Origin of the sequence: Nonomuraea typhae (assembly GCF_009760925.1) — a bacterium.
In the GTDB taxonomy this organism is placed as follows: domain Bacteria; phylum Actinomycetota; class Actinomycetes; order Streptosporangiales; family Streptosporangiaceae; genus Nonomuraea; species Nonomuraea typhae.
On sequence record NZ_VRLV01000001.1, the window covers coordinates 840,454 to 865,354 of the forward strand.

General features: G+C 73.3%; 23 protein-coding genes. 11 read left to right on the forward strand and 12 right to left on the reverse strand.

Features of this window, described 5'->3' with window-relative positions; genetic code table 11:
• Position 1: 1 nt before the first annotated feature.
• Together FVE25_RS04015 and FVE25_RS04020 are read left to right on the forward strand one after the other, a co-directional pair.
• Positions 2-1,249 (forward strand): serine hydrolase domain-containing protein, encoded by a 1,248-nt coding sequence (locus FVE25_RS04015; protein WP_246266590.1) that lies wholly within the window; start codon positions 2-4, stop codon positions 1,247-1,249.
• 99 nt (positions 1,250-1,348) lie between these two features.
• Complete coding sequence (locus tag FVE25_RS04020) at positions 1,349-1,648, forward strand: DUF418 domain-containing protein (protein ID WP_157244983.1); 300 nt, start codon at positions 1,349-1,351, stop codon at positions 1,646-1,648.
• On the opposite strand, the gene FVE25_RS04025 is transcribed toward FVE25_RS04020, so the two are convergent.
• Complete coding sequence (locus tag FVE25_RS04025; RefSeq protein WP_181019436.1) at positions 1,634-2,635, reverse strand: RICIN domain-containing protein; 1,002 nt, start codon at positions 2,633-2,635, stop codon at positions 1,634-1,636. The two genes, FVE25_RS04020 and FVE25_RS04025, sit on opposite strands and share 15 nt — an antisense overlap.
• A gap of 471 nt (positions 2,636-3,106) precedes the next feature.
• On the opposite strand from FVE25_RS04025, the gene ilvA reads away from it, so the two are divergent.
• On the forward strand, positions 3,107-4,357 hold the full coding sequence (ilvA, locus tag FVE25_RS04030) for a threonine ammonia-lyase IlvA (RefSeq protein WP_157244985.1): 1,251 nt from the start codon (positions 3,107-3,109) through the stop codon (positions 4,355-4,357).
• On the opposite strand, the gene FVE25_RS04035 is transcribed toward ilvA, so the two are convergent.
• Entirely contained in the window at positions 4,354-5,058 is a 705-nt protein-coding gene (locus tag FVE25_RS04035; protein WP_157245500.1) for an anti-sigma factor, read from the reverse strand. The two genes, ilvA and FVE25_RS04035, sit on opposite strands and share 4 nt — an antisense overlap.
• Positions 5,055-5,651 (reverse strand): ECF RNA polymerase sigma factor SigK, encoded by a 597-nt coding sequence (sigK, locus tag FVE25_RS04040; RefSeq protein ID WP_281367806.1) that lies wholly within the window; start codon positions 5,649-5,651, stop codon positions 5,055-5,057. Before sigK ends, FVE25_RS04035 begins: the two co-directional genes overlap by 4 nt.
• 125 nt (positions 5,652-5,776) lie before the next feature.
• On the opposite strand from sigK, the gene FVE25_RS04045 reads away from it, so the two are divergent.
• Both FVE25_RS04045 and FVE25_RS04050 read left to right on the forward strand, forming a co-directional pair.
• Positions 5,777-7,270 carry a molybdopterin-dependent oxidoreductase gene (locus tag FVE25_RS04045; RefSeq protein ID WP_157244987.1) on the forward strand — a complete coding sequence of 498 codons (1,494 nt, stop codon included), beginning with the start codon at positions 5,777-5,779 and terminating at the stop codon, positions 7,268-7,270.
• Between the two features lie 58 nt (positions 7,271-7,328).
• Positions 7,329-7,931 (forward strand): fasciclin domain-containing protein, encoded by a 603-nt coding sequence (locus FVE25_RS04050; RefSeq protein ID WP_157244988.1) that lies wholly within the window; start codon positions 7,329-7,331, stop codon positions 7,929-7,931.
• Here the strand turns inward: FVE25_RS04050 and tsaD are convergent.
• Genes tsaD through FVE25_RS04065 form a run of 3 tightly spaced genes read right to left on the reverse strand, consistent with a single transcriptional unit; the run spans position 7,918 to position 9,911 of the window.
• Positions 7,918-8,949 carry a tRNA (adenosine(37)-N6)-threonylcarbamoyltransferase complex transferase subunit TsaD gene (gene tsaD, locus FVE25_RS04055; protein WP_157244989.1) on the reverse strand — a complete coding sequence of 344 codons (1,032 nt, stop codon included), beginning with the start codon at positions 8,947-8,949 and terminating at the stop codon, positions 7,918-7,920. The genes FVE25_RS04050 and tsaD overlap by 14 nt on opposite strands.
• Before the next feature lie 41 nt (positions 8,950-8,990).
• Positions 8,991-9,482 carry an HAD domain-containing protein gene (locus FVE25_RS04060; RefSeq protein ID WP_157244990.1) on the reverse strand — a complete coding sequence of 164 codons (492 nt, stop codon included), beginning with the start codon at positions 9,480-9,482 and terminating at the stop codon, positions 8,991-8,993.
• Between the two features lie 57 nt (positions 9,483-9,539).
• Positions 9,540-9,911: a hypothetical protein gene (locus FVE25_RS04065; RefSeq protein WP_157244991.1), complete on the reverse strand. Its 372-nt coding sequence runs from the start codon at positions 9,909-9,911 to the stop codon at positions 9,540-9,542.
• Between the two features lie 115 nt (positions 9,912-10,026).
• Here FVE25_RS04065 and FVE25_RS04070 point away from each other — a divergent pair, with 115 nt between their 5' ends.
• From FVE25_RS04070 to FVE25_RS04085, 4 genes are all read left to right on the forward strand, one after another.
• Positions 10,027-10,575, forward strand: a complete 549-nt coding sequence (locus FVE25_RS04070; protein WP_157244992.1) for an MFS transporter — start codon at positions 10,027-10,029, stop codon at positions 10,573-10,575.
• Positions 10,576-10,729: 154 nt separating this feature from the next.
• Positions 10,730-11,359 (forward strand): metal ABC transporter ATP-binding protein, encoded by a 630-nt coding sequence (locus tag FVE25_RS04075; protein ID WP_246266591.1) that lies wholly within the window; start codon positions 10,730-10,732, stop codon positions 11,357-11,359.
• Positions 11,356-12,153: a metal ABC transporter permease gene (locus FVE25_RS04080; RefSeq protein WP_157244994.1), complete on the forward strand. Its 798-nt coding sequence runs from the start codon at positions 11,356-11,358 to the stop codon at positions 12,151-12,153. The genes FVE25_RS04075 and FVE25_RS04080 overlap by 4 nt, the downstream gene beginning before the upstream one ends.
• Positions 12,150-12,887 carry a metal ABC transporter solute-binding protein, Zn/Mn family gene (locus FVE25_RS04085; RefSeq protein ID WP_157244995.1) on the forward strand — a complete coding sequence of 246 codons (738 nt, stop codon included), beginning with the start codon at positions 12,150-12,152 and terminating at the stop codon, positions 12,885-12,887. Before FVE25_RS04080 ends, FVE25_RS04085 begins: the two co-directional genes overlap by 4 nt.
• A gap of 9 nt (positions 12,888-12,896) precedes the next feature.
• Here FVE25_RS04085 and FVE25_RS04090 read toward each other — a convergent pair whose 3' ends face one another.
• Both FVE25_RS04090 and FVE25_RS04095 read right to left on the reverse strand, forming a co-directional pair.
• Positions 12,897-13,859, reverse strand: a complete 963-nt coding sequence (locus FVE25_RS04090; RefSeq protein ID WP_157244996.1) for a sugar ABC transporter permease — start codon at positions 13,857-13,859, stop codon at positions 12,897-12,899.
• Positions 13,856-15,022, reverse strand: coding sequence for an MFS transporter (locus FVE25_RS04095; RefSeq protein WP_219825292.1), 1,167 nt, complete (start codon positions 15,020-15,022; stop codon positions 13,856-13,858). The genes FVE25_RS04090 and FVE25_RS04095 overlap by 4 nt, the downstream gene beginning before the upstream one ends.
• Positions 15,023-15,061: 39 nt before the next feature.
• Here FVE25_RS04095 and FVE25_RS04100 point away from each other — a divergent pair, with 39 nt between their 5' ends.
• Positions 15,062-15,622, forward strand: a complete 561-nt coding sequence (locus FVE25_RS04100) for a sigma-70 family RNA polymerase sigma factor (protein WP_157244997.1) — start codon at positions 15,062-15,064, stop codon at positions 15,620-15,622.
• Positions 15,623-15,652: 30 nt separating this feature from the next.
• On the opposite strand, the gene FVE25_RS04105 is transcribed toward FVE25_RS04100, so the two are convergent.
• The gene (locus FVE25_RS04105) at positions 15,653-17,266 is read right to left on the reverse strand and encodes a class I adenylate-forming enzyme family protein (RefSeq protein ID WP_157244998.1); all 1,614 of its coding nucleotides are present in this window, start codon (positions 17,264-17,266) and stop codon (positions 15,653-15,655) included.
• On the reverse strand, positions 17,263-19,020 hold the full coding sequence (locus FVE25_RS04110; protein WP_157244999.1) for a CoA transferase: 1,758 nt from the start codon (positions 19,018-19,020) through the stop codon (positions 17,263-17,265). The genes FVE25_RS04105 and FVE25_RS04110 overlap by 4 nt, the downstream gene beginning before the upstream one ends.
• Between FVE25_RS04110 and FVE25_RS04115 the strand changes: the two genes are divergently transcribed.
• Entirely contained in the window at positions 19,019-20,269 is a 1,251-nt protein-coding gene (locus FVE25_RS04115; RefSeq protein WP_246266593.1) for an acyl-CoA dehydrogenase family protein, read from the forward strand. The genes FVE25_RS04110 and FVE25_RS04115 overlap by 2 nt on opposite strands.
• Positions 20,270-20,279: 10 nt before the next feature.
• Here the strand turns inward: FVE25_RS04115 and FVE25_RS04120 are convergent, their stop codons facing one another.
• Positions 20,280-24,092, reverse strand: coding sequence for an alpha-L-arabinofuranosidase C-terminal domain-containing protein (locus tag FVE25_RS04120; RefSeq protein WP_157245000.1), 3,813 nt, complete (start codon positions 24,090-24,092; stop codon positions 20,280-20,282).
• A gap of 9 nt (positions 24,093-24,101) precedes the next feature.
• Positions 24,102-24,875 carry a carbohydrate ABC transporter permease gene (locus FVE25_RS04125; protein WP_246266595.1) on the reverse strand — a complete coding sequence of 258 codons (774 nt, stop codon included), beginning with the start codon at positions 24,873-24,875 and terminating at the stop codon, positions 24,102-24,104.
• Between the last annotated feature and the right edge of the window lie 26 nt (positions 24,876-24,901).

Consider the following 24,901-nt stretch of genomic DNA (forward strand, 5'->3'; position numbering starts at 1 on the left):
CATGATGGGAAACAGCGGCAGCGGCTTCACGGACGCGCCGGGCCACGGCCCTTCCCGCCGTTCGGTCCTCGGAGCGCTGAGCGCCGTCCCGCTGGCGGCCGGTGGCCTCGTGGCCGCCTCGTCAACCGCCGAGGCGAGCACCACGGCCTCGACCGCCACCGCTTCGGGGGCCTCCGTCTCGAGCCCCGGGAACCCGAGCTCCAAAGACGCCCCCATCTCCAAGGCGGGGCTGCGCAGGCTGCGTGAGGTTCTGGCCGGGCACATGGCGTCCAAGCGGATTCCCGGGCTGGTCGCGCTGGTCAGCCGGGGCGGTCAGACGCACGTCGAGGCGCTGGGCACGATGCGGGCCGAGGGCGGCGCGCCGATGCGGCGGGACACGATCTTCCGGATGGCCTCGACGACCAAGCCGGTCTCGATGGCGGCGGCGATGGTCCTGCTGGATGAGTGCAGGATCCGGCTGGATGACCCGGTGGAGCGGGGGCTGTATCCGCAGGAGGGGGCGCCGAACCTGGCCCCGGACGAGTGGATGCGCCGGCTGGGCACGCTGCCGCTGATGTACCAGCCGGGCGAGCACTGGCAGTACAACATGAGCCATGACGTGCTCGGCGTGCTGGTGGCCCGGGTGACGGGCAAACCGTTCGAGACGTTCCTGCGGGAGCGGATCTTCGATCCGCTGGGGATGAAGGACACCGGCTTCCACGTGCCGGCGGGCAAGATCGACCGGCTGCCGCCGTTGTATTCTCCTGACCCGGTCAGCGGCAAGCTCGTGGTGTGGGACGAGGCCGTGGGCGGGCGGGTCAGCAAGCCGCCGGTGTTCCAGTCCGGTGGTGGCGGGCTGGTGTCGACCGTTGACGACTACCACGCCTACTTCCGGATGCTGCTCAACGGCGGAGTGCACAACGGTCAGCGGATTCTGTCGCGGCCGGCGGTGGAGATGATGACGTCCAACCGGCTCTCGCCGCAGGAGACGGCGTTCCGGACCGAGATGGCCAAGAAGTACGTGCACGTGTCCTTCGGCCAGGGCCAGCACGGCGGCTGGGGGTTCGGGATGGCGGTGCGCACCTACCGCGCCGACTACGCCTCGGTCGGTCAGTTCGGCTGGGACGGCGGGGCCGGCACCTCGACCTACGGCGACCCGGACAAGCAGCTCGCCGGGATCCTGCTCACCCAGGTCGGCACGACCAACCCGGACTCGACCCGAGCCATCCTCGACTTCTGGACCACGCTCTACCAGGTCATCGACGACTGACACCGAAGCACGATCGATCACGCGTACGGTCGCGGCCGGCGGGGGCGCGCGGCCGTACGCGTCGCCGCGCGACCACCGTTGCCCATGCCCTCTCGCGGCATGCCCAAGATCAACTTCCAGTCCGTCGTGTTCGTCGCCCTCTTCTCCTCCTTCACCCTGGACCTGGCCGGCGACATGGGCACCGCCGCCGCCCTCGCCATCGGCACGGGAATCTGGATGCCGCCGATCGTGCCGGCCGACTGGATGCGCCGCATCGGCCACCGCGGCCCCTTCGAGTCGACGGGGATGCAGTCGAAGGCGGACACACGACAGCGGCGATCACCCGCACCCCGGCGACGCCGGGGACGGAGCGATGGCCGCTGTCGTCGAGCTCGCCGCCTCGTGTCAGAGCGGCTCTAGGGAGAACGTCCCGAGCCCCTGCTCCACGCCGCCCTTGTACTGGCGGATCGGCTCGTGGCTGTTCAGCGCGTCCGGCCCCAGCATGGAGCCGGTGTACTTCGACTGGATGCCGACCAGGGTCGAGCCTGGCACGTCCCGGTAGAGGACGAACCGCTGGTTGGTGCCGCCGTTGCACGAGGTCGTCGCGGCCACGATCTTGCCTTCCGCGCCCGGGTCGCCGCCGCCGATCTCCAGGCATCTGTTGTCGATGTTCACCTGGAGCATCACCTCGGGGAATCCGTCCGTGTCCGGCCCGGTGCACAGCCTCCAGCGCTGCTTGCTGTGGCCGCCGAACTCCCTCAGCTGCGCGATCTTGTCGAACACGGAGAGCGCCATCCCGTTCTTGGCGATGAACTTCTTGCCGTAGCCCGGCTCACAGACGAACCCGGGCGGGAACGCCTGGACCGCGGGCGTCGCGGGCTCGGCCGCCTTCTCGGCCGGCTGGGTCGTCTCCCGCTTCGGGGCGGCGGGGGCGCCGAAGCAGCCCAGCATGCGCTGAGCCTCCTTCATGACGCTGCGCTCGGGCACGACGTCCTCGCAGCGCACCGCTCCCTCGTTGAGCGGCCCGAACGTGGTGTACGAGCCGCCAGGCCGTACCATCCATTCGAGGCGCCGGGTCCCGTCGCTCTGGCTGACCAGGCCGCAGTTGAGGGTGCTCATCGTCCCCGTGACCCTGCGGGTGCCCTTGAACACCCCGTAGAACCCGGGCTGCGTGAACCGCCAGGTGATGACCTCCTGGAACATCTTGGTGGTCGCCGTCGTCTTCGTCACCTGATGCTGCACCAGCGCCTGCGCCTTGAACAGGGCGCTGAAATCGAAGTTCGCCGTTACTTGCACGTTGTTCATGACGGCGACGGTGATGACGGTCTGCTCCATCAACGTCACCTGCTGGTCGACGTTGCTTCCCGTCGTGACGTAGTAGCCCTTGAAATGGGTGATCTCGGGCACCGAAACCGCTGTTTCGACCCATGGGTGCCGTCGGCTCAGGTCGTCGCTGGTGCAGGGCACGCCAGGCGCCGGGGGTTCCGCGGCCCTGGCGGGAGCGGCCGGGGCCAGGAGGCCGAGGAGCATGATCAGGGCCGATAAAAGGCACCAGAGTAACCGCGGGTGCCGTACCGAGTGAGTGCCGTAACCCACAACTGACTCCCTTCCTTGACCGGTGTTGAGGGCGTTTGAGCACTTTCGGGATCAAAATACTGTAAGCGCTTTCTCCCGACTAGAGGAAAATATACGTAAAGGATTTACTAAGGGAGGCGGTCGGCGCGGACGCCCGGCTGAGGCGGTAGGTCAGGTGGGTCACCCCGTCGCCCGCGAGGGCTGTGGCCTCGTCCATCGGCCCTCGCGCAACGGCGGGCCCTTTACCGTCAGCGGGCTATCCTGCGGAGCATCCCTTGATCCGCCACCGTGCCAGGAGTGTGCATGACCGACCGCCTCACCGCCGCGATGATCAGCCACGCGGCCGAACGGCTGCGGCCGGTGGTGCGCCGTACCGCGCTGGAGCCGAACGAGCGGCTGTCCGGCCTGCTCGGCGGGCAGGTGCTGCTCAAGCGGGAGGACGCGCAGCTCTGCCGCTCCTACAAGGTGCGTGGCGCATTCAACCTGATCGCCTCGCTGGCCGAGGGGGAGCGGCGGCGCGGCGTGGTCTGCGCCAGCGCCGGCAACCACGGCCAGGGGGTCGCGTTCGCCTGCGCGCGGCTGGGCATCGACGGGCGGGTGTACGTGCCGTCCACCACGCCGCGGCAGAAGCGGCAGCGCATCGCCGCGCTCGGCGGCGACCGGGTGGAGATCGTGGTCGGCGGCGGCACCTACGACGAGGCCAGCACGGCCGCCCACGCCGACAGCGAGGACACCGGCGCGGTCTACGTGCACCCGTTCGACGACGTCAGGACGATGGCCGGGCAGGGCACCGTCGGCCTGGAGATCCTGGAGCAGAGCGGCGAGCGGCCGCACACCGTGGTCGTCCCGGTCGGCGGCGGGGGCCTGATCAGCGGCGTCGCCGTCTGGCTGCGCGAGCACTCACCCGGCACCCGCATCGTGGGCGCCGAGCCCGCGGGCGCGGCCAGCATGCGCGCCGCCCTCGACCACGGCGGTCCCTTCGCCCTGCCCGAGCTGGACACCTTCGTGGACGGCGCCGCCGTCGGACGCGTCGGGGAGCACACGTTCCCGCTGGTCAAGGACCTGGTCGACGAGATCGTCGCGGTCGACGAGGGCGCGGTGTGCACCGAGATGCTGGATCTCTACCAGAGCGACGGCATCATCGCGGAACCCGCCGGAGCCCTCGCCGGAGCCGCGGCCCGCGAGCTGCTGCCGCGCGCGGCCAGCGGGCCGGTGGTGTGCGTGGTGTCGGGCGGCAACAACGACGTCAGCCGCTACAACGAGGTGCTGGAGCGCTCCCTCGTGCACATCGGGCTGCGGCACTACTTCCTGGTGACCTTCCCGCAGCGTCCCGGCGCCCTGCGTCACTTCCTGGACGAGGTCCTGGGCGAGGGCGAGGACATCATCGCCTTCGAGTACGTCAAGAAGAACAACCGCGACACCGGCCCGGCGCTCGTCGGCATCGAGCTCGAGCGGGCCGGCGACATCGACAGCCTCATGGCGCGGATGAAGGCCGGCCCGCTCACGGTGGAGCGCATCCCGCCGGGCTCGCCGCTGTTCACCTTCCTTCTCTAGGCGGGCAGAGGCAGGACGGCGAGCGGCCGGGTGGTGGGCTGCCGGGAGCCGCCCGCGGGTTCCACGGTGAGGCCGATGCGGTCGGCGGGCTTGACCGCGCCGGCCAGCACGTAGGAGTCCTCTCCCATGATTCCGGCCGAGCGGATGCCGTCGGGGCCGATCAGCCACACCTGGTAGTCGCGTGAGCGCGGCAGGACGGGCAGGCCGGCCGACGCCAGCACGATCTGCCCCCGGGACGGGGAGTAGATCAGGCGGGCGCCTGCCTGCCCGACCCGCGCCGAGGCGAGGCGGGCGTCGGGCGCGGCCAGGACGGCGGCCAGGTCCCGGTTCCGCCTGCCGCCGTCGGCCGGTTCGCCGCCGGCCCGGACGAGCAGCGTGCCCAGGACGGCGGCCACCAGGACGCACGCCGCGGCCAGGAGGGCGGGCCCGGACGGCCTGCGCCACCACCCGGCCCGTCCGGCCGACACCGGGGGCCGGAGCTGGCGAACCCGGCCGACCTCGGCGAGAACCCGCTCCTTGAGCTCGGGAGGCGGCGGCTGGGCGACCGCGGCCGCCATGCGGGCGGTGGTCTCGAGGAAGGCGGACACCTCGGCCGCGCACTCCCGGCACCGGCGCATGTGCCGTTCGAACTCCTTGCGCTCCTCCAGCGGCAGCGCGTCCAGCGCGTACGCGCCCGACAGGGTGTGAAGGGTCTCGTTCATGCGCCCGCTCCCAGGCAGTCGCGTAGCCGGATGAGGCCGTCGCGCATCCGCGTCTTGATCGTCCCGAGCGGCGTCTTGAGCAGGTGCGCCACCTCGGCGTAGGTGTACCCGCTGTAGTACGCCATCGTCACCGACTGGCGCTGCACTTCGGTGAGCCTGCTCAGGCAGCGGCGGATCCGCTCGCGGTCCAGCCGCTCCTCGACCTGTTCCAGCACCACGTCATAGCCGGCGGAGCCGGAGGCGGTGGCCAGGTGGCCCGCTCGCGCCTCGCGGGTGGCCGCGGCCTGCGCGGAACGGACGCGGTCGACCGCCCTGCGGTGGGTGATGGTCGCCATCCAGGCCATCACCGAGCCCTGCCGCTCGTCGTAGCGGGCGGCGGTGCGCCAGATCTCCAGCATCGCCTCCTGCGTCACCTCCTCGGCCTGGCTCGGGTCGCGGACCACGCGCAGCGCGATGCCGTACACGGTGCCCGCGGCGTGGTCGTAGAGGCGGCAGAAGGCTTCCTGGTCGCCGAGCGCGCTCAGCCGCATCAGCTCGGCCAGATCGCGCGAAGCCCGGTCGTCGTGGTCGTGTGGTGCCCTGCTGGCTCCCACGTGCGGCGCCTTTCGTCGGTGCGGACCGTTGCACAGAGTCATTCGGAGCAGACGGAGCGGTGGTTGGCTCCGGCGCGCGAAAACATCGGACCAAACCGCGCCCCGCCCCGCTCCGAACACCTGACGTGAGCAGAACAAGACGCGGAGTGCTGTGCGCGGGTCTCGCCGGGCTGTCCGCTCTGGCCGCGGCCCTGGCCGTGGCGGACGCGCTGGCGGTGCTGGTACGGCCGGCCGCCTCGCCGGTCCTGGTCGTCGGCAGCCTGCTCGTCGATCTGGCGCCCGAGCCGGTCAAGGAGTTCGCGATCAGGACGTTCGGCGAGAGCGACAAGGCCGTGCTGGTCGCGGCCATCGTCGCGCTGCTGGTGCCGGTGGCGTTCCTGCTGGGCGTCCTGGCGGCCGGCCGGCCCGTGCGCGCGTGCGCCGCGGCCGGCGGGCTGGGCCTGGTCGTGGCCGTGCTCGCCGTGACCCGGCCCGCGGCGCAGGCCGCGGACGCGCTGCCGTCGCTGACGGGCGCTCTCACCGGTGCGGTCCTGCTGGCGCTGCCCGGCTCCCGGCGGGACGCCGCCGGCCCGGCCGCGCCCAGACGCCGGTTCCTGGTGACGGGGCTCGGGGTGGGAGTGGCGGCCGTGCTCGGGGACTCCGCGCTCCGGTGGGCCGTGCCCGGGCCGGGGCCGGCGGCGCCCGTCCCGCTTCCCGACCACCCGGCCCGTCCCCTCCCGCCGGGCACGGACCTGAAGCTGCCCGGCCTGACCCCCTTCATCACCCCGGCGGACCGCTTCTACCGCGTGGACACCGCCCTGGCGATCCCCCGCGTGGACCCGCGGAGCTGGCGCCTGCGCGTCCACGGCGTCCGCACCGTCGAACTGGACATGGGGGAGCTCCTGCGCCTCGGCCTCATCGAACGCGACATCACGCTGACCTGCGTCTCCAACGAGGTCGGCGGGCCGTACGCGGGCAACGCCCGCTGGATCGGCGTCCCCCTGGCCACGCTGCTGGCCAGAGCGGGCATTCCACCCGGAACCGACCAGATGCTGAGCCGTTCGCACGACGGCTGGACCGGCGGCACGCCCGTCGCCGCGATCCTGGACGGCCGCGACGCGATGGTGGCCGTCGCCATGAACGGCGTCGCGCTCCCGCCCGCGCACGGCTTCCCCGCCCGCCTGGTGGTGCCCGGCCTGTACGGGTTCGTCGCGGCCACCAAATGGGTCACCGACCTGCGCCTGACCCGCTACACCGACGAGCAGGCGTACTGGACCAGGCGCGGCTGGGTCACCGACGCCCCGGTCAAGACGATGTCCAGGATCGACCTGCCCGCCCCGTTCGCCCGGTTGCCCGCGGGCCCCGTCCCGGTGGCCGGGGTGGCGTGGGCGCAGCGCCGGGGGATCGCCGCCGTCGAGGTGCGCGCCGACGGCGGCCCCTGGCATCGGGTACGGCTGGCCGCCGTCCCCGGCGCCGACACCTGGCGGCAGTGGACCTGGACCTGGCAGGCGACACCGGGCACCCACCGGCTGGAGGCGCGGGCCACCGACGCGGCCGGCCGTACCCAGACCGCCAGACGCGCCGCCCCGTTCCCGTCGGGAGCGGACGGCTGGCACTCCGTCGTGGTCACGGTCACCTGACCGGGCCGCGCACCCCCCTCTCACCGCACACCATCACCGCACACAAGGGAGAACCTCCATGAAGTCCATCGCCTTGACCGCGGCCGCGGCGCTCGCCCTGACCGGGTGCGGCGGCTCGACCGGCATGGCCGCGCAGAGCCCCGCACCACCGCCGGCGAGCTCCGCCGCCCCCTCCGCCGCCGCGCCGGTGGACGGCCCGTTCGGCGCCGCCTGCGCCGCCGTCCCGAAGGACGGCGAGGGCAGCTTCACCGGCATGGCCGACGATCCGGTGGCCACCGCCGCGTCCAACAACCCGGTGCTGTCCACGCTCGTCGCCGCGGTCAAGAAGGCGGGCCTGGCCGACACCCTCAACTCGGCCACGGACATCACCGTCTTCGCGCCCACCGACGACGCCTTCGCCGCCATCCCGAAGGCGGCCCTGGACAAGGTGCTGGCCGACAAGGAGACGCTGACGAAGATCCTCACCTACCACGTGGTCGCCGGGAGGAAGGCCCCGGCCGAGCTGTCCTCGGCCGACCTGAAGACGCTGGAGGGCGGGACGCTGAGCGTGAAGCGCGGCGGCATGGCCTACACCGTCAACGACGCCAACGTGATCTGCGGCAACGTGCCCACGGGCAACGCGACCGTCTACATCATCGACAAGGTCCTCATGCCGAAGTAGGCGCGCACACCGCCCGGGTGAGCGGGGCCGACGGGTCCGCGGACAGGCCGAGCGTGGCGGGCGGCTGCCCGGCCGCGGCCAGCAGGCCGCCGACGGCGGCGATCATCACGCCGTTGTCGGTGCACAGGGCGGGCGGCGGCACGCGCAGGGTGATGCCCGCGGCGGCGCAGCGCCCGGCGGCGACCTCCCGCAGCCGGGCGTTGGCCGCCACGCCGCCGACGATGACCAGGGTGCCGACGCCGTGCTCCCGGCAGGCGGCGACGGCCTTGCGGGTCAGGACGTCGACCACCGCTTCCTGGAAGGAGGCGGCCACGTCGGGGACGCGCAGGCCGGGGTTCTGCTGGACCTCGCGGGCGACGGCGCTCTTGAGGCCGGAGAAGGAGAAGCCGAACCCCTGGCCGAGCATGGCGCGGGGGAAGGTGATCGCGCCCGGGTCGCCCTGGGCGGCCGCCCGGCTGACCGAGGGGCCGCCCGGGTACGGCAGGCCGAGGAGGCGGGCGACCTTGTCGAACGCCTCTCCGGCGGCGTCGTCGCGGGTGTCGCCCAGGTGGATGATCGGATCGGTGGCCAGGTCGCCCAGGAGCAGCAGCGAGGTGTGGCCGCCGGAGACGATGAGCGCGATCGAGCGGGCGGGCAGCGGGCCGTGCTCCAGCGTGTCGGCGGCGACGTGCCCGGCCAGGTGGTGCACGCCGTACAGCGGCTTGTCCCAGGCGAGGGCGAGCGACTTGGCGGCGGCCAGGCCGGTCTGCAGCGCGGTGGCCAGGCCGGGGCCGGAGGTGACCGCGATGGCGTCGATCTCGCCGGGTTCGATCTGCGCCTGGTCCATGGCCGAGCGCAGGCACGGGGTCAGCGATTCCAGGTGCGCCCGGGCGGCGATCTCCGGGACGACGCCGCCGAAGCGGGCGTGCTCGTCCATGGAGGAGGCCAGCGCGGCGCCCAGGATGCGGCCGCCTGCGACGATGCCGACGCCGGTCTCGTCGCAGGAGGTCTCGATGCCCAGGACTACGGCCACGTGCACCCTCTTATTGCGAGTAGTTTGCAACTGCAAGTCACGGCATTCTACGGGAGCGGATGAGCCAGCCAACCGGCGAGCGTGGTGAAGTCGGCGTCGGTGAGGCCGGTGGCGGAGTCGACGCGGTGGAGCAGGGCGTGCCCCCGATGGTGAGCCGTCACCCACGCGCGATCGAGGTCGCCGATCTCGTCGTCGACCCAGGCGAAAGGACGACCGGCCGCGATCTCGACGAGGGTCCGCGTCTTCCAGTGCAGGGCGCCGGCCCGGTCCTCGTCCGGCGCGTCGGGCAGGTCGGCGACCGGCAGCTCGGGCAGGCCGAGCAGCGGGGCGATCACCTCATTGGCGTCGTGCATCCACGCGGTGGCCCACACCAGGTCGCACGGCAGGGCCAGCAGCCGCGGGCCGTGCCCGGGGACGAGCTTGGCCAGTTGCGGGTTGGACTGCTCCTGCCACCGGTCCCATGATCCGGGCCGGCAGGCGCCGCCGTAGGGGAGCAGCGTTCCGTCGACATCGAGGAAGAGCAGAGGGCGCTGAGTCATGGCGGCAACGGTAGTGAGCGCCCGCACCCGATGGGGGCCCCGGGTGCGGGCTTCATCTCAGGTGGTGATGGAACCTTCCACGGCGACGCCGTCCGAGTCGACCTTCACGCTGAACGAGCAGCTGAAGGCCGAGGCGACGGCGGGGACGTCGATGATGCGCACGGTCACGGGGTCGCCTTCACGCAGCGCCCGGGCGACCGGGGCGAACGTCGAGCGGGTCCGGTCCAGCCGCATCCGCGAAAGGCCGGTCTGCTGGGCGGGCGCGAGCGCGAACAGCCGGACCAGCAGGAGCCTGGGGTCCCTGTCGAGCTGCTCCGCGACCTGCCAGGCCATCTCCACGTCGGCGCTGATCTGGTCGACGACGCGCTGGGCGTCCTCGGTGGTCAGCGGGGTGGCCGTGGGGAGCTGTTTGGTGAGTGTCTCGGTCATGGCCGTCTTCCTGTCGGTGTGTGGACACCCGTACTTCGGTGATGACCTATCTCCCGGATGACCCCTGACACCACGCGGGGTTCTCACGCGGGACTCCGGCTGTCAGGATAGGGCCGTGCCCCCGGCCCTCCGCATGATCCGCGCAGCCGCGTTCGCGGCGGTGTGCGTCATGGTCTCGGCCGGCGGTCACCTGTTCGCGGGCGGCGGCGCCATCTCGCCGGCCGCGCTGCTGCTCGGCTTCGCCGCGCCGTACCTCCTGGCCCTGGCGGTCAACGGGCGCGAGCGGTCGCGGGAGAGCGTGCTCGCGGCGACCGTGGTCGTCCAGTTCGTGCTGCACCAGGTGTTCGCCCGCCTCGCCCCCGCGGCCGAGGCCGGCACGGGGCACGGCGGGCACCTGAACGTCGGGATGATGCTGGTCCACCTGACGCTGGCCCTGCTCAGCGGATGGTGGCTGCACCAGGGCGAAAGCACGGTGTGGACCGCGCTGCGGCTGTGGGCCGCCGCTCCGCCGCGCCTGCTGCTGCTCTTCGCGCCGCTCCGCGTGGAGACCTGCGCCGGGCTGTGGCGGGCCGTGCCGTGTGACCGGACCGGTCCGTGGCGCTCGCTGGTGTTCACCAAGGCGGTTCACCGCCGCGGGCCGCCCGCCCTCCTCCGCGCCGTCTGACGATCCCTCCTCCGGCGCCCTGAGGTCATCCGGCATGCGCCGCCCCAGGTAGGGCCGCGCGTCATCTCCTTGTACCCGGCCGCGTGGAACGCGGTCCGGGCTCCTCCTCATGGAGTCTCCCCATGTTGCATCCCCCTGCGCGGGGGTGGTTCACGTGACGACGCTGAGGTTGTCGTCCGTGAGCTGCCGTCACGGCGGGCTGACGGCTGTCAGCGAGGTCGGCCTGGACCTGTCTCCGGGTGAGCATCTGGCCGTCACCGGCACCAACGGCTCGGGCAAGAGCACCTTGCTGCGGGCGATCCTCGGCCTGCACCGCGACGTCACCGGCCGCATCGAGGTGTACGGCGAGCAGGCCCGCAGCCAGGCCGACTGGCGGCGCCGCCGGGCCGAGGTCGCCTGGATCCCGCAGCGGCAGGCCGCCGGCCACTTCCCGCTGCTGCTGCGTGAACTGCTGGACAGCGGCCGCGACGGCGAGCAGGCCAGGCGGGCGGCCGGTGACCTGGGCATCGGCGATCTGCTCGGCCGCCCGCTGGCCACGCTGTCGGGCGGGCAGCTTCAGCGTGCCTACCTGGCCAGGGCCCTCGGGCAGGTGGCGGCGGGCGCCCGGCTGCTGCTGGCCGACGAGCCGACGGCCGCCCTGGACTTCGCCGGTCAGGAGCAGGTGGCCGCCGTGCTGGCCGCTCTTCCCGTGGCGGTGATGGTCGTCACCCACGACCGGGTGGTGGCCGCCGCCTGCGACCGGGTCGCGGAGATGGCCGCCGGGCGCCTGCGGGAGGTGCGGTGAGCCAGATCCTCGCCCTGCCGTCGGTGCAGCTCGCGTTCGCGGCGCTGCTGCTCGGGTCGATCGGGCTGCCGGTCGTCGGCGTGTTCATCGTCGGACTGGACATCATGCCGGTGCGCTTCGCGATGATGCACGTCGCCCTGCTCGGCATCGCGATCGGCCTGCTGACCGGGCTCGACCCGCTGCTGTGCGCGCTGGTGCTGTGCGCGGTGACCGGTGGCGCGCTGACGCCCCTGGCGCGCAGCAGCAGCGGCCTGTCGGGGGCGATGGGGCTGCTGATGACGCTGGCCATCGCCGCCGCCCTGCTCGTGCTGTCGATCTCGGGCGTCAACGCCAACGGCGCCTTCGAGCTGCTGTGGGGCTCCATTCTGGCCACCCGGCCGTGGGACGTGGCCGCGCTGGGCGCGCTCGCCGTCATCGTCCCGCTGCTCTACTTCTGGCGCCGCCGCGACCTGGCGCTGCTCCTGCACGACCGGGAGCTGGCGCTGTGCTCCGGCGTCCCGGTGGAGCGGCTGACGCTGGTGCTGCTGGTGGTGATCGCGCTGGCGATCGCCTCGGCCATCCGCCTCACCGGCGCTCTGCTGGTGGACGCCCTGACCCTGCTGCCCGCGCTGGCCGCCCGCCGGATCGGCCGCTCGCTGCCGTCGATGATCGGCTGGTCGGTCGCCTTCGGGCTGCTGTTCAACGTGGGCGGGTTCGTGCTCGCCCTGCTGCTCGACCTCCCGCCTGGACCGACCCTCGTCCTGGTCGGCGGGATCTGCACCCTGATCATCCACCTGAAAGGCGTCAAGCGATGAAGAAGATCCTTCTGGCCGCGGCCGTCCTGCTGGCCATGAGCGGCTGCGCCCAGGCTGCCGAGCCGAAGGGCGGCGGGCTGAAGGTCGTGGCCGCCTCCAGCTGGGAGGCCGGCTTCGCCAAGGCGGCCGGGGCCACCGACGTGTCGGTGATCGTCCCGGCCGGCGTGAGCCACGCGCCCGACTACGACCCCAAGCCCTCCGACCTGGCCAAGGTCGCCGAGGCCGACATCGTGCTGTACGCCGCCTTCGAGGGCTTCGCCGGCAAGCTCAAGGAGGCCGCCGGATCCAAGGCCAAGGTCATCGAGGTCGCCCTGGACAACTCGCCCGAGAAGGTCAAGGCCGAGGTGGCCCGGCTGGCGGCGGAGTTCGGCACCGGCGAGGCGGCCAGGACGTGGGCCGCGAGCCTCGACACCGAGTACGCGGCGCTGAAGCGGCAGCTCGCCGGGAAGTCGCCCGTGATCGTCTCCCAGGCGTTCGTGGCCTGGGCCGCCGACCTCGCCGGGGTCCAGCCCGCCGGGGTGTACGGCCCGCAGCCGCCCACCGCGGCCCAGATCGCCGGCCTGGTGGCCAAGAAGCCCACCCTCATCCTGGACAACTCCGCGATGCCCGCGGGCGACACCCTCGGCAGCGTCCAGGCCAAGCGGGTGGTCATCGACAACTTCCCCGGCCCCGACCACGACCTGATCGGCATGTACAAGGCGAACGCCGACCTGCTGCGGAAGGCCCTCGGATGACCGGCCCCCTCAGCAGGTGAAGGGATCGATCGCGCCGGTGAGCATCGCCAGGCCGAGCGCCAGGAAGAAATCACCCCACACCAGCTCGTGCCGGGTGGCGAGGCCGCGATGAAGGTCGTAGCAGCCGTCGAGCAGCCGCCCGTCCCGGACGTGATCGGTGACCAGGCCGCGCAGCATCCGGGCGGCCTGGTCCCGCAGGCGCGCGTTCTCGTGCGTGCCGGCCAGCTTCAGCAGGCCGGCGGCATGGATCGCGGTCGCGGAGGTGTCGGGCGGGCCGTCCGGGCGGGAGGCGGTCAGGCGGCTCAGGGTCTCGTGGGCCCGGCCGGGCGCGAGCCGGTCGGCGTCGGCGAGCGCGAGCGTCAGCCAGGGCACCGTCCGGCTCCACCCGGCCGGTGGTTCGGGATGCGGCACCCAGCCGCCATCGGGCGCGACCCGCCAGGCGGGAACCGGCCGGCCGCCGCGCGTGAGCAGGTCCAGGTGCCGGTCGAGGTGGCCGCGCATGGCACGCAGGCCCGGTGCTCCGGAGCCGCCGAGCAGGGGGACGAGCCCGGGCAGGCTGTCCACGCGGGCGAGATCACGCGGGCCGCCGAAGGCCGCGCCCCACGGGACCACGCCGAGGACGGGGTCGTAGGCGGCCAGGAGGGCTTCGGTCGCGCTCTGCCGCAGCTCCGTCTCCGCGAACGCGGTGCCGTACCAGAAGATCATGCCGCGGGCGGCGGTGTCGGCCCCGATCCACGGCGCGAGCGCGGCCGTCCGGCCGGAGGCGGCGGCGCGGTCGGCGGGATCGCCGCTGAGGGCCGCCCGCAGGCCCAGCAGCCCGGCCCAGAAGCCGCCGGTCCATGAGCCGCGAGCCGTGGTCGTCCAGTCGCCGGTCCGCGGATCGGCGAACAGCGGCCAGCGCGGCGCCACCGCCGCCTCCGTGGTCCCCGCCCGGTCCAGCAGCGCGTCCAGGGTCCGCTCCGCCCAGGTCATGCCCGGCTCCGCAGGGGCAGCGCGACCGCGGCCGCGAGCGCGAACCCGGCCGCCACGAGCAGCCATCCCGGTCCGTATCCGGCGGACTCGACCAGCGCGCCGAAGGCCGGCGGGCCTGCGGCGAACCCGGCGAAGAAGCCCGCCGAGACCAGCGCGGAGTCGCGGCCCGCGGCGCCACGGGCCGCCTGGCCGATCACCACGACCATGGTGACGGCGTTGGCGGCCACGGCGAAGGCGCCGATGCCCGCGGCCCCCGCCCAGACAGCCCAGCCCGCGCCCGGCAGCCAGAAGGATGCGGCGAGCACCAGCGCGGCCAGGCACGCCCCGCCGGCCAGGAGCGTGAGGTAGGCCGGAGCCCGGCCGGAGCGGTCCGCCCGCCGCGACCAGCCGACCCGACCGGCGATGCCCGCCAGGCCGAGGACGGCGACCAGCCAGGCGGACACCACCGGAGACAGCGCCAGCTCCTGGACTCCGAACAACGCCATATAGGTGTTCACGGCGGCGATCCCGCAGCCCAGCAGAAAGGAGAACACCGTCAGCCCGCCGATCCGCGCCCGCGGCGGGACCGGCTGCCCGGCGCTCCCGCGAGCAGGGCCGGCGGGCGGGCTTGCGGGGTCGGCGGGCAGGCTGCGCACCGCCCACACCGCGATGAGCACCGCGATCGCCGCCGTCACCCCCATGACCCCCCGCCAGCCCAGCCAGCCCGCGAGCGCGGCCAGCGGCAGCCCGGCGGCGAAGGCGCCCAGTTGCACGCCGGACTGCTTCCAGCCGGTCACCGCGCCCCGGCGGACCGGCTCCACCGACCCCACGATGATCTTGTTCGTGGCCGGGTTGGCCAGCGCCTGCGGCAACCCGCCGAGCGCGAGCGCGGCCAGCAGCATCGGCGTGCCCGTCGCCGAGCCGATCAGGGCCAGCGCGAGCGCGGCCACGAGCAGCAGGGCGATGACGCTGCGGCGGGCGCCGAGGCGGTCCACCCAGTGCCCCGCCGTCAGCGACAGCAGCGCGGCGACGGCGAACCCGGCCGTGGTCGTCCAGCCGAGCACCGCGCGCGGCACGCCCGCCTGCGCCACCAGCAGCGGGCCCAGCGCCCCGACCAGGAAGAGCTGGGCCATCGACACCGCCATGACCGCGGTGAGCAGGGCCGTGACGGACCTGTTCGGCATCCCCTTCTCCTTTCTCCACCGCAACCCGGAAGGATCACGATGAGGACCGATCTCAACGACGACGTGCTGACCGAACTCGCCGTGAACGCGCGGGACGGCTCGCCCGCCGACCTGGAGGCGTTCGTCCTGGCCGCCTATCCCTGTGTCCGGCGTTTCGTTGCCTACCTGACCGATCCGCAGTCGGCCGAGGACCTCACCCAGGAGACGTTCTTACGGGTCATCGGGAGCCTGCGCACGTTCGCCGCCCGTTCGTCCGCGCGCAGTTGGCTGCTGTCCATCGCGCGGCGGGTGGTGATCGACCGCTTCAGGTCCGCGGCGGTACGGCCGGCCGTGGCGGACCTGCCCGACTGGCAGGCCGTCGTGGAGCGGCGGCGCCACGGCAGCACCCCGAGCCCGGAGAACGCCGTGGTGCTGGCCGACCTCCTGACCCGCGTGCCGGGTGAGCGGCGCGCGGCGTTCGTGCTCACCCAGCTCGTGGGGCTGCCCTACACCGAGGCGGCCGACGTGCTCGGCTGCCCGGTGGGCACGATCCGCTCCCGCGTCGCGCGGGCCCGGCTCCAGCTCGTGACCTCCGTCCTGGAGGCGGACCGGGCCGCCTGAGTACGGGGGCCGGGCGTCCGGCCCCCGTACTCACCTCGCCCGCAGGATCAGCTCGCGCAGCGCGTCGCGATCCGGTTTGCCCGCCGGGGTCAGCGGCATCCGCTCGACCAGGAGCAGGTGCTCGGGATGCTTGCCCCGATCCAGCCCCAGCCCCTGCGCGTGGGCCGTGAGCTCGCCGAGCGTGAGGCTCCGGCCGGCCCGCGGCAGCACGCACGCGGCCAGGCGCTCGCCCATCACGGTGTCCGGCACGCCCAGGCAGACCACCTCCCGCACGCCCGGGTGCGTGGCCAGCGCGCGTTCGACCTCGGCCGGGCTGATGTTGGCGCCGCCGCGGATGACCACCTGCTTGAGCCTGCCGACCAGCCGCAGCCGCCCGGCCTCGTCGATCGTCCCCAGGTCGCCGGTGCGCACCCAGCCTTCGGCGGTGCGGTAGCGCTGGTTCAGCTCGGGTGCGCCCACGTAGCACATCGGCGTCATCGGGCCGCGGGCGATGATCTCGCCGTACTCCTCGCCGGGCACGGGGGCGATGCGGATCTCGGCCACGCGCGGGTCCGGCGGGCCCACCACGACACCGGGTCCCTGGTCGCCGCCCGGGTCGTGGCCGAGACCGCCGTGACAGTTGACGCCGTCGGCCGAGCCGTACAGGTTGACGACGGGACACCCGAACACCTCGCGCGCCTCGGCGGCGGTGGCGGCGTCGAGTTCGGCGCCGCCGAGCACGAGCGCGGTCATCGGCGGCAGCGGCGCGGTCCCGGGCTGGTCGAGCATCATCCGGATCATGGTCGGTACGGCCAGCACGTGCGTGGGCCGGTGCTCGCGGATCGCGGCCAGCGCGGCCTGCGGGGAGAAGTGCTCCAGCAGCACCAGGCTGCCGCCGTGCCTGGCCAGCGTGACGGCGGTGCCGTTGCTGCCGAACGCGGAGGCCAGGGGGACCAGGAACAGGCAGCGTGGCGGGACGTCGCCCGGGAGGAGCGTCGCCAGGAAGTTGCCCCGCCCGCCGGCCAGGGCGTTGTGCGAGTAGGCGACCATCTTGGGCTCGGCCTCCGAGCCCGAGGAGACCAGGATGCGCGCCGCGGCGTCGGGGTCCGGCCGGGCGGGGGCGAACGCGCGCGGGTCGGCCGACAGCACCTCGGCCCAGGGCACGCTGCCCGGCGGCGGCTCCTGCGGTCCGGTGGCGATCACCGTCCGCAGCGCGGGCAGCCGGTGTGCGGCGGCGAGGAGGTCGCGGGCGTGGGCGGCGCCGCGATGCTCGGCGGCGGCCACGACCGCTCGCGCCCCGGAGCGCCCCAGCAGGGAGACGGCCTCGGCGACGCCCCTTCCCGCGGGGAAGGGCAGGGCGACCGCGCCGAGCGCCGCCGCGGCCAGGTCGGCGATGACCGCGTCTCTGCCGTTGGGCACCTGGACGCCCACGACGTCCCCGGCGCACACGCCGAGCGCCCGCATCCCGGCCGCCGCCGCGCGGGCACGCAGGTCCAGTTCGGCGTACGTCAGCGTGCCGGCGCCGTCCACGAGCGCGATCCGGTCCGGCGCGGCCACGCGGTGGGCCCGGAACAACGCGTAGATGTCGAGGTCGGGACAGGTGCCGTCGGCCGCCCAGGCGCGGCGCAGCGTGCCCGGGACCAGGTCGATCAGCTGAATGGTCATGCGAACCTCCAAGGGGCGGGCACGACGACGGCGCCGTGGTCGTCGCGGGTGAGCACGGAGCTGAAGCGGGGGTCGGCGGGCAGCGCGTCCAGGGCGGTCGTCACCGCGGTGGCCCGCAGGCCGTGCCGCCGGAACAGGCCGACGGCCGCCGCCGTCCCGGCGCCGCGGGGAACCTCCGGGACGGGGCGGTCGCCGGCGACCGCCACCCAGCCGTCCGCGGTGGGCACCGGCTGACCGAAGCCCGCGGGAGCGCGGGGATCGAGCCCGGCCCCGGCCCGGCGGAGCGCGGGCAGAGTGAGCATCTCGGCTGCGCCCAGCAGCGAGGAGTCCACGCGCACCCCCGTCCCGCTGCGCTCACGCAGCAGCAGTCCCGCCAGCACGGCCTCGGCGCCGAGCAGGCCGCCCAGCACGTCCAGCAAGGTCATCAGCGACGGCGCCGGAGCCTCCCCGCGCGGCCGTACGGCTTCGCCCACCCCGGTACGCGCCTGCACCATGAAGTCGGTGCCCAGCGGTGCATCGGCGAGCCGTCCCGCCCAGCCGCTGGTGTAGGCGTAGACCAGGCCGGGGTTGACCGCCGCCAGGTCGCCGTCGTCCAGGCCCAGCCGCTCGGCCGTTCCGGGGGCCCAGTTGTGCACGAACACGTCCGCTCCGGCGGCCAGCTCGCGCAGCTCCGCCCGGCCGGTGGGGGACTTGATGTCGATCTCCACGGCGCTCTTGCCCCGGTTGAGCGCCAGCCAGCGCGCCGACAGCCCGCCGCAGGCGGGCGGCATGCCGCGCAGCGGATCTCCGCCGGGCGGCTCGACCCGGATCACGGCGGCGCCGAGCATGCCCAGGATGTGCGCGGTCAGCGGCGCCTGGATGCGCCGCCCGGCCTCCAGGACGGTGAACCCCGCCAGCGGGCGGTCGGTCTCGGGCACGACGGCGGGGGAGGGGGCGAAGGGCAGCCGGGGGGAGAGCTGCCAGGGCGCCTCCGGAGCGGGTTCCGCCAGACGGCCGGTCAAGGACGTGAGCGCGCACACCGAGGCTCCGCTCTCACGGGCCGCCCGCCGTACCTCTGCCCAGGTGGCGGTGCGGGCCCTGTCGTGCAGGTCCGGCGGCAGGGGGGAGCACGCGGTGGCGTAGCGGAACTGGAACGAGCGCCAGGCCGAGCCCGCGATCGGCTCGGGCACGCCGAGCGCGCGCCAGAACCTCACCCACACCTCGGGGTCCAGGGTCTCGGCCTCGAAGCGCACGCCGTCGGCCGTGGTGAACGGCGGGCCGCCCGGGGCGATCGGCACCGCCTCGCCGTCCTCGGCGGTGGCGGCGGCGAGGTACTGGCTCACGGCGAGGAGCCCGGCCAGGTCGACGCCCGTGCGCACCTTCGTCACCTCGGCGCCGCGTGCCCGGCCGAGCATGGCGGCCAGCAGTCCTTGGACGGTCAGCACCGCGCACGCCGTCGTCAGGTAGTCGGCGGCGAGCCCGCGCGGCTCGCCGCTGCTGCGTCCGTGCACGTGCATGACTCCCGTGGCCGCCTGCGCGGTGGCCTCGTCGCTCACCTCGCCGGCGGGGGCCGCGCGGGCCCACGCGATGTCGGCGTGCACGCTCTCGTCGAGGCTGATGCGGCCCGCGCCGGAGCGGGCGAAGGTGGTACGGCCGGCGCAGCCGAGCAACTTCAGGTGGCCGGCGGCGAGGCTGATCAGGGCAGGCGGACCCGCTGCGCGCAGGTCGACGCCGTCGAGCGGACGTGCTGTCCTGACCGCGGCTGGATGGGTCATGGACTCTCCTCTCCTGGGCGGGAACCCGGTGGCGCCTTCACGCGACCTGTTCCACAGCAGCCAGTCGGGCGGAAATATCCACAAGTTCCCGACTTATCCGGAGATGGGGATGTTCGTGAGTGAGTTGTGGGGGGCGCCGGAGTGCCCGCGAGAGGTGCGTGACCTGCGTGACCGGGTGACCCGGTTCGTCGCCGGGCGGGTCGTCCCGCACGAGGCCGAGCTCGACGCCGGCGGCGCGACCGCACGCGACCTCGTCCAGCGGCTCAAACAGGAGGCGATCGCGGAAGGGCTCTGGGGGCTGCCGCTTCCCCCCGAACTCGGCGGCGCCGGGCTGTCCCTGCCCGACTACGCCCACGTGGCGGAGGCCGAGGGCGCCAGCGACCACGGCCCCGCCGTACTCGGCTCCACGGCCCTCCTGGACATGACCGTCCTCGGCGAGCATCCGGACCACCTGCACCGCCTCGCCCGCGGTGAGCTGACCCTCTGCAACGCCATGACGGAACCGGACACCCCCGGCTCCGACCCCTCCCTGATCACCACCCGCGCCCGCCCGGAACCCGACGGCTCCTGGACCCTGCACGGCCGCAAGTGGTTCGTCACCGGCGCCGACCGCGCCGGCCTCGCCCTCGTCCTGGCCCGCGCACCGGCGGGCCCGTCGGCCTTCCTCGTGCCCACCGGCTCGCCCGGCTTCCGGCTCGAGCGCGAACTCACCGTGCTCGGCGCCGGCGGCCAGTGGGAGCTCACGCTCGACGCGGCCCCCGGCCACCTGGTCGGCGCGGAAGGCAAGGGCCTGCGCGTGGCCGGCCGGCGGGTACGGCTCGGCCGCCTGCTGCGCTGCCTGCGCTGGCTCGGCCAGGCCCGGCGCGCCTTCCTCCTCATGCGCCGGCGCGCCAGGGAGCGGACCCTGTCCACGGGCCGCCTGGCCGACCACCAGCTCGTCCAGGCCCTGGTCTTCGACGCGCTGCTCGCGATCCGCACCACCCGCCCGCTGGTCTTCCAGGTCGCCGCCCTGCTGGAGGCCGGCCGGGACGCCCGCCGCGACACCGCCCTGGCCAAGGTGGCCGCCGCCCGCATGCTGCAGCAGGTCTCCGACGCGGCCGTCCAGGTGTACGGCGCCGCCGGCCTGGGCCCCGGCACCCCGCTCCCGGCCCTGTTCCGCATGGGCCGGATGGCCCGCCTGCTCGACGGGCCGGACGAACTCCACATCACCACCGTCGCCCGCGGCGTGCTGGACGAACGCCCGGCCTAGGCCCGGGCCGCTAGGGCGACAGGCGGACGGGCAGAGGGCTTGCTCCCAGGGCCGACACCTCCACTGCCGTGCGGACATATGTGCTGTAGCCCGGCGCCGACACGGTCAGGTTGCGGACGCCCGCGGCCGCGGTCAGCCGGTAGTGGCCCGAGGCGTCGGTCACGGCGCCGGGGCCGCCCGCGCTGACCGTCGCCCCGGCGATCGGGGTGCCGTCGGCCTTGGTCACCTTGCCGGCGATGAGCGGCGTCGCGACGGCCGGCGCCGCGATGTCGTAGGTCAGGACGGTGAACGAGTGCGCGGGGAAGGTGTGGGCGCTCACGTCGGTGGTCGTGGTGGTCGCCGTCTGGACGGCCGTCGGCTGCTGCCAGGTGTTGCGGTCGAGGTAGCCGGGTGAGCTGATCGTCGAGACCGTGGCCACCGGGGCGATCGTCCCGGCTCCGGCGATGTCGATCGCCGCCGTCTGCGCGGCCGACGGGTCGCGATTGACGACCGACACGTAGAGCTTCGTGCCGTCCGCCGACCTGGTCGAGGTGACGTCGAGTATCGGCACGCCGGTGCGCGCGGGCAGGTTGCCCATGGCCGGGGCGTTGTAGGAGGGCCCCGTGACCGTGGTGGGCAGCAGCAGCGGGCCGTGGCGGTCGGCGACCAGCTGCTGCACCAGATAGGTCGGGGTGACGAAGCTGCCCCGGTTGCCCAGCCGGATGGCGCTGCCGTCCCAGAACTCCATGAGCGTCGAGGCCGCGTTCACCTCGTTGACGTCGCTTCTGCGCATGAACAGGTTGAGCAGCCCGGCCTCCTGCAGCGCGCCCTCCAGGGTCCTCGACCTGCGGTGCTCCTCGTTGAAGTACATGGCGTTGTGCTCGGTCACCGCGATCTTGACGTCCCGGCTGGTGCCGTTGAGGATCGTGTTCGCGGCCGTCGCCATGCGGTCGCCGATCACGGCGGGCGCACCGACGGAGGCGGCGTAGACGGCCGCGCTGTCGTACGCCTGGGGGAGCGGCTGCGGGCTGTAGTAGTGGATCGCCAGGTGGTCGAGCTTGGAACCCGCGTTGGCGATCATGGTGGTGTTCCAGCTCTGGTCGTTGTTGGTGCCGTCACCGCCCTCGCCGATGAAGGTGATCGAGGGGTCCTTGGCGGCCATCGCGTCGCGGAAGGTCACGTAACTGGCCGCGAACGCCGCCGCACCGGTGTGGCCGGGCGTCCACGAGCCCCACACCTCGTTGCCGATCTCCCAGGTCCCCACGTTGTACGGCGGGCGGCCGCGCTTGGCCCCCCAGGTGGTCCCGGCGGCCCCGTTGGTGTACTCGACCCAGTTGGCCGCCGTCGCCGCGGTTCCCTGGCCCCAGTTGACGTTGAGCACCACTGGGATGCCCAGCGCCTCGGCCAGGCCGAGCACCTCGTCGGTGCCCACGTCGTTGGTCATCCAGCCCGCTTCCCACTGTCCGTAGTACATCGGCGGGCGCTGGTCGCGGGGGCCGATGCCGTCGCTGAAGGTGTAGCTGTCGGCGATGATCCCGCCCGGCCACCGGATCGAGCCGGGTTTGAGGGCGGCCACCCGGTCGGCGAAGTCCTTGCGCCAGCCGCCGTGCACGACCTCGGCCGGGTCCTTGGGCATGACGCCGGCCATGTCGATCCAGAGGGTTCCGGTGCCGGCCGTACCGATGAAGAGCTTGGCGTGGCGGTCGGTGGCCGACGGGGTGAGGGTGACCGTGTGCTTGGACCACGAGGTGCCGATCCCGGTGACCGCGGCGCCGGCGTAGGGGGTGTAGCCGGGGGAGTCGCCGGTGCCGGGGCCGAGCGCGAGCGTGACGGGTGCGCTCAGGCCGCTCTGCTTGAGGTAGACGCTCACCTCGTAGGCGCGGCCCGCGGTGACGGCGATGCCGCCCTGGCTGATGCCCCTGCGGCCGGTGGTGTGCTGGACGTCGAGGCGCTGGGCGTAGCTGCCGTTGAAGGCGGTGCGCTCGCGCGTGTACGTGGCCACGTCGGTGTGCCCGTCGGGCCGCCAGGCGTTGTCGGTGCGCCACCAGGTCAGGTAGTCCCACTTGGTCACGCTGGTGCCGTAGCCGTACAGGAAGGCGTGGTATTCGGTGTTCTGCAGGACGGCGGGCTTGGGGAGGCTGTGGACGAGGCGGCCGTTGGCGAAGAAGGAGACCGTGGCGCCGACCTCGATGCGCAGGGTGACGGGGAGCGAGATCGCCGGGCCCGTCCACGGGGTGACCCCGTCGCCGAAGACGCGCAGGGTGCCCGCCTCGACCCCGAATTCCAGATATTTCGAGAAATCGCCGCGTCCGCTGCCCGCGTACAGGTTGAGCAGGCCGTTCACGCCGGTGTAGGAGTCGAGTTTGGCCTCGACCGCGTAGGTCTGGACGTCGCTCTCGACGATCGGCTGGGACATGATGCCGTAGCGGCCGCCGGCCGCGCCGTTGATCGTCATCTGGCTGTTCGCCGTGCCCGCGCTGCCCCAGCCGCCCTGCAGCGTCGTCGGCGTCCAGGCGCCCGAGACGCCGCCGCCCTCGAAGTGGTTGTCCCAGCGGTCGAGCATGTGCACCTGACTGACCTTGACCTCGTCCCACACGGTGGAAGAGGCGCCGAAGCCGTACAGGAAGAGGCGGAAGTCCTGATGCGGGACGTCGGTGCGGGTGGCCAGTTCGTGCACGCGCGTGCCGTTGACGAAGAACCTGAACAGCCTGCCGTTGGACCAGTACGGGCTGACCTGCACGGTCAGCGTGGCCGGCAGGGTGACCGTGCCGCCCGTCCAGTTGCCGGTGCCGTCGCTGGTGAAGACCTTGGCCACGCCGCCTTCGACGCCGAACTCCATGAAGCGCTCGAAGCCGCCGGCGCCGCCGTACACGTTGATGAGGCCGTTCGTGCCCGTCACGCCGTCGAGCCTGGTCTCGATCGTCGTCCAGTCGACGGAGCTGTTGGCGATGGGGCCGGACAGCAGGCCGTAGCGGGACTGCGCGCCGCCGGTCACGGTGGCGCGCCCGCCGCCCACGCTCACGCTGCCGTCGGCCGAGCCCTCCAGGCGGGCCGGGGCCCAGCGGGGCGACAGGGCGCCGCCGGAGAAGGAGTCGTAGGTGCCGTCCGGGGTGAGCGTGAGGTAGTCGGCGGTGACCGTGCCGCTCCAGCCGTACAGGAAGGCCCGATAGTCGCCGGGCAGGGCGGTGAAGCCCGTCAGGGTGTGCACGAGGGTGCCGTTGTGGAAGAAGCGCAGCGTGCGGGCGGTGCCGTCGAGCCCGGAGACGTCGACGCGCAGGACCGCGGGGGTGGTGGCGGCGCCGCCCGTCCAGGTGGGGCGGCCGTCGGCGAAGACCTTCAGCACGCCGCCCTCGACGGCGAACTCGGCGTAGTTCGTGAACGCTCCGGAGCCGCCGTAGATGCTGAGGATCGCGTTGGCGCCGGTGGCGGAGACGATCCTCGTCTCCACGCTGACGGTGGCGTAGCGGCTGTCGGGGACCGGGTTGGACAGGATGCCGAAGCGGCCGGGCTGGGCGGCGGTGATGGCCGCGGTGCCGCCGGAGGCGGTGAACGTCCCGGCCGGGGCGCCGTCCAGGCTGGCGGGGGTCCACTTCGAGCGGTCGGCGGTCTCGAAGCCGTCGTAGAGGGTGCTGCGCGCGGGCTCGGTCTCCAGGGAGCGGTTGGCGAGTTTCTCGGCCCAGGCGTTGTTCATGGAGTCGGAGGCCCACTCCATCATCTGGCCGGTGACGGCCGGCTGGACGACGCCGATGGGCTTGCTCGCGTCTACGGAGATGGTGTTGGCGGCACCGAGCAGGGTGATATTTCCGGATAAAAGGGCTAGGCAGGCCAGGACGTGCTTCACCATGGGTGGTCCCTACTTCATTCCAGTGGTTGCGATGCCTTCGATGAAGCGCCGTTGGACGAGCAGGAACGCCACGACCATCGGCAGGAGGGTGAGCACGGCGCCGGCCATCAGCAGCCCGTACTCGATGACGTGCTCGCCCATGAACAGCGCCAGCCCCGCGGGCAGCGTCTGCATGTCGGTGTCCGTGGTGAACACCAGCGGCCAGAGCAGGTCGTTCCAGTTGTACATGAAGTGGAACAGGCCCAGCGTGAGCAGCGCGGGCCCGGACAGCGGCAGGATCACCCGCCGGTAGATGCCGAACTCGGACGAGCCGTCGATGCGGGCGGCCTCGTCGAGCTCGCGCGGGATCGTCAGGAAGTACTGGCGCAGGAAGAAGATGCCGAAGGCGTTCGTCGCCCGCGGCACGATCAGCCCCTGATAGGTGTTGATCCAGTCCAGATCGCTGAGCAACTGGAACAACGGCACCAGCGTGACCTGCGGCGGGATCATCAGAAGGAGCAGGATGAGGATGAACACCGCGTTCTTGCCGGGGAAGTCCATCCTGGCCAGGGCGTAGGCGGCCAGGGAGTCCAGCAGCAGCGAGACCGCCGTCACGCCGCCGGCGAAGACGACCGTGTTGAGGAACTGCCGGCCGAAGGGGATCCGGTCCCAGATCTGCGTGTAGTGGTCGGTGGTGAAGCCGCCGGGCAGCAGCGAGGGCGGATAACGCACGATCGCGGCTTCGGGCGTGATCGACGCCACGACCATCCAGACCAGCGGCAGCAGAACAAGCGCCGCACCCACCAGCAAAGCCCCATATTTCAGGACTC

Bases quoted from the DNA above. Each gene is read 5' to 3' on its own strand.
- FVE25_RS04015 (WP_246266590.1), top strand. From the start codon at position 2: ATGATGGGAAACAGCGGCAGCGGCTTCACGGACGCGCCGGGCCACGGC.
- FVE25_RS04020 (WP_157244983.1), top strand. From the start codon at position 1,349: ATGCCCAAGATCAACTTCCAGTCCGTCGTGTTCGTCGCCCTCTTCTCC.
- ilvA (WP_157244985.1), top strand. From the start codon at position 3,107: ATGACCGACCGCCTCACCGCCGCGATGATCAGCCACGCGGCCGAACGG.
- FVE25_RS04035 (WP_157245500.1), bottom strand. From the start codon at position 5,058: ATGAACGAGACCCTTCACACCCTGTCGGGCGCGTACGCGCTGGACGCG.
- FVE25_RS04050 (WP_157244988.1), top strand. From the start codon at position 7,329: ATGAAGTCCATCGCCTTGACCGCGGCCGCGGCGCTCGCCCTGACCGGG.
- FVE25_RS04060 (WP_157244990.1), bottom strand. From the start codon at position 9,482: ATGACTCAGCGCCCTCTGCTCTTCCTCGATGTCGACGGAACGCTGCTC.
- FVE25_RS04065 (WP_157244991.1), bottom strand. From the start codon at position 9,911: ATGACCGAGACACTCACCAAACAGCTCCCCACGGCCACCCCGCTGACC.
- FVE25_RS04085 (WP_157244995.1), top strand. From the start codon at position 12,150: ATGAAGAAGATCCTTCTGGCCGCGGCCGTCCTGCTGGCCATGAGCGGC.
- FVE25_RS04090 (WP_157244996.1), bottom strand. From the start codon at position 13,859: ATGACCTGGGCGGAGCGGACCCTGGACGCGCTGCTGGACCGGGCGGGG.
- FVE25_RS04095 (WP_219825292.1), bottom strand. From the start codon at position 15,022: ATGCCGAACAGGTCCGTCACGGCCCTGCTCACCGCGGTCATGGCGGTG.
- FVE25_RS04100 (WP_157244997.1), top strand. From the start codon at position 15,062: ATGAGGACCGATCTCAACGACGACGTGCTGACCGAACTCGCCGTGAAC.
- FVE25_RS04105 (WP_157244998.1), bottom strand. From the start codon at position 17,266: ATGACCATTCAGCTGATCGACCTGGTCCCGGGCACGCTGCGCCGCGCC.
- FVE25_RS04115 (WP_246266593.1), top strand. From the start codon at position 19,019: ATGGACTCTCCTCTCCTGGGCGGGAACCCGGTGGCGCCTTCACGCGAC.
- FVE25_RS04110 (WP_157244999.1), bottom strand. From the start codon at position 19,020: ATGACCCATCCAGCCGCGGTCAGGACAGCACGTCCGCTCGACGGCGTC.
- FVE25_RS04120 (WP_157245000.1), bottom strand. From the start codon at position 24,092: ATGGTGAAGCACGTCCTGGCCTGCCTAGCCCTTTTATCCGGAAATATC.